The organism is Marivita sp., assembly GCF_022763305.1.
GTDB lineage: Bacteria > Pseudomonadota > Alphaproteobacteria > Rhodobacterales > Rhodobacteraceae > Marivita.
This window is the reverse complement of the sequence record NZ_JALEGT010000010.1, coordinates 137,718-146,597: the sequence shown is the minus strand read 5'-3', so window position 1 is coordinate 146,597 and position 8,880 is coordinate 137,718. Positions and strand designations below refer to the sequence as shown.

8 protein-coding genes and 1 tRNA gene are annotated in these 8,880 nt (G+C 62.1%); 3 read left to right on the top strand and 6 right to left on the bottom strand.

Annotation, left to right across the window (positions count from 1 at the left end):
* The first annotated feature begins 202 nt into the window (after positions 1-202).
* A complete protein-coding gene (locus MRY75_RS01340) occupies positions 203-496 on the top strand; it encodes a hypothetical protein (RefSeq protein WP_292305343.1) in 294 nt (97 codons plus the stop codon).
* A complete protein-coding gene (locus MRY75_RS01335) occupies positions 493-1,731 on the top strand; it encodes a CoA transferase (protein WP_292305342.1) in 1,239 nt (412 codons plus the stop codon). Before MRY75_RS01340 ends, MRY75_RS01335 begins: the two co-directional genes overlap by 4 nt.
* An 8-nt stretch (positions 1,732-1,739) precedes the next feature.
* On the opposite strand, the gene MRY75_RS01330 is transcribed toward MRY75_RS01335, so the two are convergent.
* From MRY75_RS01330 to MRY75_RS01315, 4 genes are all read right to left on the bottom strand, one after another.
* Positions 1,740-2,516: an alpha/beta hydrolase gene (locus tag MRY75_RS01330; RefSeq protein WP_292305341.1), complete on the bottom strand. Its 777-nt coding sequence runs from the start codon at positions 2,514-2,516 to the stop codon at positions 1,740-1,742.
* A complete protein-coding gene (locus tag MRY75_RS01325) occupies positions 2,513-4,054 on the bottom strand; it encodes an ABC transporter permease subunit (protein WP_292305340.1) in 1,542 nt (513 codons plus the stop codon). The genes MRY75_RS01330 and MRY75_RS01325 overlap by 4 nt, the downstream gene beginning before the upstream one ends.
* The gene (locus MRY75_RS01320; RefSeq protein ID WP_292305339.1) at positions 4,051-5,106 is read right to left on the bottom strand and encodes a glycine betaine/L-proline ABC transporter ATP-binding protein; all 1,056 of its coding nucleotides are present in this window, start codon (positions 5,104-5,106) and stop codon (positions 4,051-4,053) included. Before MRY75_RS01320 ends, MRY75_RS01325 begins: the two co-directional genes overlap by 4 nt.
* Before the next feature lie 78 nt (positions 5,107-5,184).
* Entirely contained in the window at positions 5,185-6,150 is a 966-nt protein-coding gene (locus MRY75_RS01315; protein ID WP_292305338.1) for a glycine betaine ABC transporter substrate-binding protein, read from the bottom strand.
* A gap of 265 nt (positions 6,151-6,415) precedes the next feature.
* Here MRY75_RS01315 and MRY75_RS01310 point away from each other — a divergent pair, with 265 nt between their 5' ends.
* Positions 6,416-7,300, top strand: coding sequence for a LysR family transcriptional regulator (locus tag MRY75_RS01310; protein ID WP_292305337.1), 885 nt, complete (start codon positions 6,416-6,418; stop codon positions 7,298-7,300).
* A 37-nt stretch (positions 7,301-7,337) separates the two neighbouring features.
* Here the strand turns inward: MRY75_RS01310 and MRY75_RS01305 are convergent.
* Together MRY75_RS01305 and MRY75_RS01300 are read right to left on the bottom strand one after the other, a co-directional pair.
* Positions 7,338-7,414: transfer RNA gene (locus tag MRY75_RS01305), tRNA-Arg, on the bottom strand.
* 80 nt (positions 7,415-7,494) lie between these two features.
* On the bottom strand, positions 7,495-8,877 hold the full coding sequence (locus MRY75_RS01300; protein WP_292305336.1) for a HAMP domain-containing sensor histidine kinase: 1,383 nt from the start codon (positions 8,875-8,877) through the stop codon (positions 7,495-7,497).
* Positions 8,878-8,880: the final 3 nt, after the last annotated feature.

Sequence of the window (8,880 nt, the reverse complement as noted above, 5' to 3'; positions counted from 1 at the left end):
TGCCCGAGGTCATTCAAGGGGTTGTCTTCAAAGACGGCATCAAGCAACTTCAAAACGCCGCCTAATGATGGCCGTCACCAACTTTTGGGCATAGCTCCTGGAAATTCCCGACACCTATACGCCGCCCAAGAAAAAGCCGCTGCCCACAGCCCCGGTCGAAGAGATTGATACAACCGAGGCGCTGCTGTTCCGCTATTCGGCGGTGACGTTCAACGCCCACCGCATTCATTACGACCTGCCCTATACTCAGGAGGTCGAGAAATACCCCGGACTCGTGGTGCACGGGCCTTTGCAAGCGACGCTGCTGATGCGTGCCGCGGTCCGTGAGCGCGGCAGAACGCCCAAGTATTTCGACTTCCGCGGTGTTCATCCGATGTTTGCAGGCAATCCCTGCGAAATCGCGATGGAAGCAGAAGACGCGGTTCTGAGCCTCTGGACCGGGCAGGATGGGCATCAGTGCATGCAGGCCACGGCCATCTGGGCGGACGCCCAATGAGCGTGCTCAAGGGAATGCGGGTCGTCGAAGGGTCGGCCTTTGTCGCGGTGCCTCTGGCGGGAATGACGCTGGCGCAGATGGGGGCGGAGGTGATCCGATTTGACCGTCTGGGGGGCGGGTTGGATGCCGGTCGCTGGCCGCTGGCCCCCAATGGCGAAAGCCTCTTTTGGGCAGGCATGAACAAGGGCAAGAAATCCATTGCCGTCGACATGAAATCCCCCGAAGGACGCGAGTTGATCACCCGGATCATCACCGCGCCGGGCGACGATGCGGGGCTGTTTCTGACCAACCTGCGAGTCCGCGGCTGGATGGATTACGAAACCCTCAGCCAGCAGCGCCGCGATCTGGTCATGGTCACCTTGACCGGGGATCGGCATGGACGGCCACAGGTGGATTACACCGTGAACCCGGCCCTTGGCATTCCGCACATGACCGGCCCCGTGGAAAGTGACGAACCCGTCGCCCATGCGCTGCCTGCTTGGGATCTGATCGCGGGCAATATGTGTGTCTCGGCGCTTTTGGCGGCAGAACGGCATCGACTGCGCGGGCATGGCGGGCAAGAGGTCGAGATCGCGCTCAAGGACGTGGCGGCGGCCACGCTGGGCCATCTGGGCATGATCGGCGACGTGACCCTGAACACCGGGGACCGGGGCAAATCCGGCAATGCGCTTTATGGTGCCTATGGTCAGGATTTCGTCTGCGCCGATGGCCGCCGTGTGATGGTGATCGGCCTGACCGACCGTCAATGGCGTGGCCTCTGCAAGGCGACAGGCACGGTTGAGGCGATGGCCGCGTTGGAGCAGCGCCTGGGCGTGTCCCTGGCCGACGAAGGCAACCGCTGGCGCTTCCGCGACGAGATCACTGCGATCCTGACACCGTGGTTCGCCCAACGCCGCGTGCCCGAGTTTGAAGCGGCGTTCAACGCTGCCGGGCTGACATGGTCCGAGTTCCGCACCGTTCGCGAGGCGGTTGAACAGGACCTCGATCTGAGCACTGACAACCCGATGTTCTCGGAATTGCTGCAACCGGGGATCGGCACATATCGCGTTCCCGGACATCCGGCGGCGTTTGGCGCGCTGCACCGCAGCCCGGCGAGGCCTGCGCCGACCCTTGGGCAACATACCGAAGAGATCCTTGCCGATGTTGCGGGCTGCACGGGCACCGAGATCGCAAAGCTCTTCGATGCCGGGGTCGTGCAATCCCCGAGTTTCGCCAAACCCCGCAACGCGGCCTGACCGGGCTGTCAGGTCACGGGAGCCGAGCCTTCCAAGGCGGCCGTCCGTGTGGTAGCCGCGCAGGTCTCCTCGAAGAAGTCCTGCAGGATACGGTTGAAGATGCCCGGCTTTTCCAGATGTGCGGCATGGGCGCAATTCGGGATCACGGCGAGGCTGGTGTTGTCGATGGCGGTCCAGAGCTGCTCGGTCTGGTGCCACGGATAGGTGCGGTCGTGGTCGCCCCAGATTACGAGGGTCGGATGCGTGATCGCGGCAAGATGCGGCTCTCCGTTCCATCCCTCCATGGCGTTCAGACCCGCTTCGATGGATTGCAGGCTGCTGCGTTCCGCAATGGCGGCGCAGGCTTCGAAACCCGCCGCCGCTTCACGGTCGAGGAACCATGTGGCGGCGATGCGGCGCGCCGTCCTGCGCGGGCCATCGGTCTGGGCCCGGGTTTTCGAGATGTGGATCGGTTCGAACCGCCCGGGCAGGACACCCGTCGCTCCAGTGCCGTAGAGAACCAGCCGGTCCACGCGATCCGGTGCAAGCGCGACCATTTCCTGCGCGATCATTCCGCCCATGGAGTGTCCCAGAAGGTGGAACCGGTCGACTCCCTGCGCGCGCAGGTGATCCAGCACCCATGTGGCAAAGGCGGTGATCGTGTCGGGGGCGCGCAGATCGGCATTGTCGCCATAGCCCGGAAGATCGACGGTCACGACGTCAAGACAAGCGGCGAGCGCCTTGGTCTGTTCGGCCCATTGGCGGCTGCCGCCCATGAAGCCGTGCACCATGACCAAAGGCGTCATTTGCGCGCCCCCTGAACGATGCGATCGAGGATCATCGCGCAGAAGAGGATCGAGAACCCGGCGAGGATACCCTGCCCCACATTCGCATATTGCAACGCTTCGAGCACATCCTCGCCCAGCCCTTTGGCGCCAATGAGGGATGCGACCACCACCATCGCCAGCGACAGCATGATCGTCTGGTTGATCCCGGCGCGGATGGACGGGCTGGCCAGCGGCAGGTCCACCTTGGTCAGCAGATACCACTTGTTCGCGCCGAAACTGATCGCCGCCTCGCGCACGCTTTCCGGCACGCCGCGCAGGCCAAGCACGGTCAGGCGCACCACGGGCGTGCCCCCGAAAATCATGGTCACAACCACGGCCGCCGGTTTGCCGACGCCGAAGAAGGCGATGACCGGAACCATGAACACGAAGGCGGGCATGGTTTGCATGAAATCCATGATCGGCTGGATGAAGGCATAGAATCGAGGGCGCCGCGCGGCGAACATACCCAAGGGGATGCCTATGGCAATCGACAGACAGGCCGCCGTGCCCAGCAGGGCAAGCGTTGTCATCGCCGCCTCCCAGAAGCCCAGCAGGCCCATATAGGCAAGGAACGCGCCCGAGTAGATCGCCGTGCGGATGCCTGCGGTCAGCCAGGTGAGCAGCACGATAAGGCTCGCGATCACGATCCACGGGGTCTGAACCAAAATCACCTCAAGCGCATCGAGCAGCGACCGGATGCCGAAAGTGAGCCATTCGAAGAAGGTTTCGCTGTTGCGGACGCAGAAGGCGATGAACTCCTCAACCCATGCGATGCTGGTCAGCCGAATGTCGGGATCGGTCGGAAACGCGCTCAGCAACGAGAAGCGCCCCGGAAAGCTGTAATGCACCATGGCGGTGGACACGATCAGGATCATGAAGACCGCGCTGAAGACGATCTGCTCGACCGGCAGGCCGGACCGAATGGACCTGTCAGACAGCCAATCAGAGAAACGCGCCTCAAGCGCCCAATTGGCGACGGTGGCCTGCGCCAGCTTGGCGAGGATCAGGATGATCACTCCGGTCAGGACAATCCAAGGGCCTTGGGCCGCAAGGGCCGCCGCCTCCTCACGGATGCCGTCGATATTGGCCTCCAGCGAGTCAACAGTGCGCCGGAAGGCGTCCACCCGGTCGGAGTTGTTTTCGATGGCGGCCGCCAATTGCTGACGGCGCAACTCCAGCGTGCCTTCGATAGACGCGATCCGTGCCATGGCATCGGCGGCGAGGTCTCCGAACAGTCCCCTTGCAATCTGTACGAAGGCCAAGGCTTCGAGGATGAGGAACGGCAGCGCCCAGGACCAGAGCCCCCGTGCACCGAACCAGATCGGACCAAAGAGCCCCGCCATGAGATTGAAGGTCGGCGTGAACCGCGACGACGCGCCGATCCTGTCGAAGTTCTGGATGTAGTAGTCCGGGCTGGTGCGCACGAAGGTGCGGATATTCTCGCGGCGCTCTTCGGCATAGGCCAGAGCGGCGTCGCTTTGGGTATCTTCCAGGGGATTGATGTCTTTCTTGTTCATGACACTTCCGTTCCCTCGATCACGGTGCGCAGCAGATCCTTGCGGGTGATGACGCCGACATCCTGTCCGTTCTCCTGCACGAGAACCGCGCTTTCAGTGTCGATGGCAAGGTTGATCAGTGTGCTGAGCGTTTCCTGCGCGCCCACCCGTGGCGCATCCGCGTTTATCGGGCCGTGGGCCGCGATATGCGCGTCGATGGGTTGCATGACCGCATGGGCATGCACCACCTTGAGGCGCGAAATGCCCGCGACGAAATCAGCCACGTAATCGTCGGCGGGATGCATCACGATGTCTTCGGCGGTTCCGACCTGCACCAGCTTGCCATCACGCATGATCGCGATGCGGTCGCCAATGCGCACTGCTTCGTCCAGATCGTGGGTGATGAAGACTGTTGTCTTCTTGAGGATCTTGCTCAGCCGGATGAATTCATCCTGCAACTGTCGCCGGATCAGCGGATCAAGCGCCGAGAACGGCTCGTCCATCAGCAGGACATCCGGGTTCGCCGCAAGCGCGCGCGCCAGCCCGACCCGTTGCTGCATCCCGCCGGAAAGCTCGTGGGCGAATTTGGACCCCCACGCGCCCAGTTCCACGATGTCCAGAATGGCCGCCGCCTGACGCATACGTTCGTTTTTGGCGACCTGACGGATCTCCAAGGGCATCGCGACATTGTCCAGCACCGACCGATGCGGCATCAGCGCAAAGTTCTGGAACACCATGCCGATCTTGCGGTTGCGGAAGGTCTGCAACTCCTTCGGGCCGAGCGCCATCACGTCGGTGCCTTCGATCTCGATCTTGCCGGCGGTCGGCTCCAAAAGCCGGTTGAAGTGGCGCACGAGCGTGGACTTCCCGCTGCCCGACAGGCCCATGATGCAGAAGATCTCGCCGCGTTTGACCGACAGGCTCACATCCGCAACACCCACGACGGCGTTGTGCCGTGCCAGCACTTCGGCCTTGGTCAGACCCTCTTCGCGGATTGCCCGCAAGGCCGCTTCGGGACGGGCCCCGAAAATCTTCCAGACATCAGAAATTTCTATGACGGTTTCGTCATCCATCAGGCCACGCCTCGTCATCGGTATTCATTGGGTGGCCACCGGGACCCTGCCCGATGGCCTGTCGTCAGCAGGTGGGGATCAGAGACCCAGCCATGCGTCGACGCGGTCGGAATTGGCGTCGACCCATTCGGCCGCCACCTCTGCCGGATCGCGGCCATTGGCGCTGATTTCGAAGGCCAGCGCGCTCACATCCGACGCTTCAAGACCGAAGTTCTGGAAAAACTCGGCAATCGCCGGGGAGCGATCGACCAGCGAATTCGACCATGCGATCTGCACGTCCTTCAGCGCGTCTTTCGAGGCGACCATGGATTTGTTGTACCAATCGGGATCATCCGACGGCTGCACCATGATGTACTTCTCGGGGTCATAGGTCGGCTCGGTGAGCATCATCACATCGAACATGTACCAGACCGCGTGCGGTTCGTAGCAGTAGAAGGCGTATCCTTCGCCCTTGGCGATGCTGTCCTTGATCCGCGCCGTCTTGACCGCTTCTTCGGCACGGATCGGTTCGATGAAGTCCAGCAGACCGTAATCGCGGACCTTGACCTCGTTCACGTTGGCCGAGGCCCAGCCCGGCGCACCGATCCAGAGTTCGCCTTTGCCGTTGCCATCGCTGTCCATCAGCGCCGCAACATCCGGCCGGCCCAGATCGGCAATGTCGGTGATGTTGTTGGCTTCGCCGAACTGCTTGGAGACGCAGAAGCCCTGATTGCCCTTGTACGGATTGGAGGACAGGGTGACGGTGCCCGCGTCGTCGACATATTGCTTGGTGAAGCTTTCCTGGTTCGGCAGCCACACGTCAGGGTGCACGTCGATATCGCCCTTGCCCTGATCCATCGCCTGGAAAATCGTGGCGTTGTTGCCCGGCACGTATTCCACGGTGCCGCCGATGCGTGTTTCCACGACATGGCCCAGCACATGCGCGATGGCCTGCGCACCGGTCCAGGACGGCACGCCGATCTTGACCTCTTCCGAAGCGAGGGCCGGCCCCGCCAACGCGCCGATCACGGCGGCCAGACCCAGGCTCTTGATGTTCTTGATCATGGTAGTCTCCTCTGTTGATGGCTGGGCATTTTCGCCCGCTCGACTGTTCTTGGTGCGCGCAGCGTCAAGGCCACACGCTGGCACCAATCCCTTGCGCCATGTCCGCAACCGGAAAGACGGGGCGGCCAGGCAGGGACTCAGGCCCATGTCAAAGCGTAGGAACAGTTTTTCCGGCCACTCCAATTCAAACATTTCATCAAACTATTCCTCATTTGCATAGTTTTCTGTATCATCCTCGAAAACGTCCTGTTTTCAGAGGCATGGCATGGATCTCAACTGGTTGCGCGATTTCGAATGCCTGGCGCGGACGCAGAACTTCACACGCGCTGCTGATGAAAGAAACATCACTCAGTCCGCGTTCAGCCGAAGAATTAAGGCTTTGGAAAGTTGGGTTGGCATGCCCTTGGTGAATCGGGCGACCTACCCGGTACAGCTGACCGATGCCGGCAGACAGTTCCTCCCGATTGCCGCGGGGGCTTTGACGCAGCTGTCAGAGGCACGCCAGACCCTGCGCGATGCGGATCGGGGCGAGCACCGGTTCATCCGTTTTTCGGTGCTGCACACGATCTCGGTGCATTTTCTGGCCAATCGGATCGAGACCCTGCAGCACAGCATGCCCGACATCCGGACACGGGTGATCTCCGATTCACTCAGCACCTGCTGCGAATTGCTGGTCGAAGGGGCGGTGGACATCATGCTGTGCTACGCCCATCGCGCGGTGTCGCCCACGATTGACGAATCCGCATTCGAACGGAAGGATCTGCTGACGGATCGGATGCTTCCCGTGGCTGCGGTTGCACCTGCAAAGGCCCATGGGTGGTCGCTGGACAACACCCGCCAAAATCCGATCCCCTACCTCGCCTATGAGCAATCCAGCTTTCTGGGAATGGTCGTCGAACATGCCATCGGGCGCAAACCCTTCCATCCGCAGACGATCTATGTCGACGGACTCGTGGAGGCCATCAAACGACGTCTGATGGCGGGCAGCGGTTTTGCCTGGATGCCGGAAACGGCGATTCACGCAGAACTGGCCGAAGGCAGCCTTGTGCAGATCGGGGATGAGGCTTGGGTCGAAGACCTGACGATCGCAGCCTATGCCAATCCCGCGCCTTTTGACGCAACGGCCAAGCGCCTGTGGGATGTCCTGTGACGATCAGGCAGGGTGTTCGGCTGGATCAAGGGGGAAGTGGCGGACCGAGGAGGATTCGAACCCCCGACCCCTTGATTCGTAGTCAAGTACTCTATCCAGCTGAGCTATCGGTCCGTGAGGCGTGGAAATAGACCCAGTGCCGGGGTGATGCAAGCGCAAATTCCAAGAAATTTTTATACCTTGCGCAGGACCGCTCAGGCGAGCCCGCCCATCGGCAGGCGGATGCGGAAGGCCGTGCCGGTTGCGTCGGTTCTGACCAATGTCAGGGTCCCGCCATGGCCCCGAACCAGTTCCTCGGCGATGGCCAGTCCAAGCCCGGATCCGCCCTTGCGCGCCCCGCCCTGGAAGGGCTGGAACAGGTGCTCCACCGCTTTTGGCGGCAGACCCGGCCCGGTGTCGGTGACGTCAATGCACCAGGCGTCATCGCAGATCTTGGCCGCCACGTTGATCTCGCCCGGTTTGCCGGTGCCGATGATGGCCTGACGCGCGTTGCGCACGAGGTTCGAGAGCACGCGGTACATCTGCTCGGGATCGGCCCGGACCATGAGGTTGCCGGGAACATCCTCGCTGAGGCTCAGATCGAATTCGCCAATGGCCAAGCGTTCGCTGTCGAGCACGTCGGACACGAGCTGCGCGAGATTGATCAGTGTCAGAGTCGGCGCAGGCTCCTCGGCGCGTCCAAATGCAAGCGTGCTTTCGCAAAGCGACACCGCGCGGGTGATCGAATTGACCAGTTTCGGCGCCATACGCTTGACCGCCGGGTCCTCGCTCATCTCAATCCGGTCGGTGAACAGCTGTGCCGAGGTCAGGATGTTGCGCAGGTCGTGGCTCACACGGGCCACCGCTCCGCCAAGCTGGGCCAGCCGCTCTTTCTGTTTAAGCGCCTGTGTCAGTTGGGTCTGCAGTGATTGCAGCGCCTTTTCGGCGTCGCGCAATTCCGTCACTCCAGCCGAAGGCTGGATAATCCGCCGGGCATCCTCGGGGGCCTTGGCATAGCTTTGCATATGCCCGACCACCCCCTTGATCGGCTTCACCAGCAGCACCCGCACCGCCAGGAACAGCAACCCCGCTGTCACGATGGAAATTACTGCCGACAGGACAAGGATGCGCAGGCCATAGTCGATCATCGCCATGCGCAGTTCCGTGGTGTCGAGCGTGATTTCGATCAGCAGACCGCCGTCGCGGAACGGGTTGCCGATCACGCGGATGGTCTCGGTCTCGGGCGTGGCCAGCCGCGCCATTGCATCCCGGATCAGGGACAGCGCCGTGGCCTCGCGGAGATCGAAGGTCTGCGACACCTCGCTGGGCATGGGGGACGAGAGCACAAGCTGCCGCAACTCGTCACGCCGCAGCACCACGTTGAACACGCCCGCGTTCAGCAGCAGCTCAGCCTCGAGATCGCTGTCGATCATGTCGTCCGCCAAAAGCGCCAGCGACGCAATCTGTGCCCGTTCCAGCCGGTTCAGAAGGAAATCCTCGCGGTAGCGGGCGATCGAGGGGACAAAGATCATCACCTCGGCCAGCATCACGAAGATGGTGGTCAAAATCAGGAACCGACCGGACAGGGAGTTCAGCATGAC

Bases quoted from the DNA above. Each gene is read 5' to 3' on its own strand.
- MRY75_RS01330 (WP_292305341.1), bottom strand. From the start codon at position 2,516: ATGACGCCTTTGGTCATGGTGCACGGCTTCATGGGCGGCAGCCGCCAA.
- MRY75_RS01325 (WP_292305340.1), bottom strand. From the start codon at position 4,054: ATGAACAAGAAAGACATCAATCCCCTGGAAGATACCCAAAGCGACGCC.
- MRY75_RS01315 (WP_292305338.1), bottom strand. From the start codon at position 6,150: ATGATCAAGAACATCAAGAGCCTGGGTCTGGCCGCCGTGATCGGCGCG.
- MRY75_RS01310 (WP_292305337.1), top strand. From the start codon at position 6,416: ATGGATCTCAACTGGTTGCGCGATTTCGAATGCCTGGCGCGGACGCAG.
- MRY75_RS01335 (WP_292305342.1), top strand. From the start codon at position 493: ATGAGCGTGCTCAAGGGAATGCGGGTCGTCGAAGGGTCGGCCTTTGTC.
- MRY75_RS01320 (WP_292305339.1), bottom strand. From the start codon at position 5,106: ATGGATGACGAAACCGTCATAGAAATTTCTGATGTCTGGAAGATTTTC.
- MRY75_RS01300 (WP_292305336.1), bottom strand. From the start codon at position 8,877: ATGCTGAACTCCCTGTCCGGTCGGTTCCTGATTTTGACCACCATCTTC.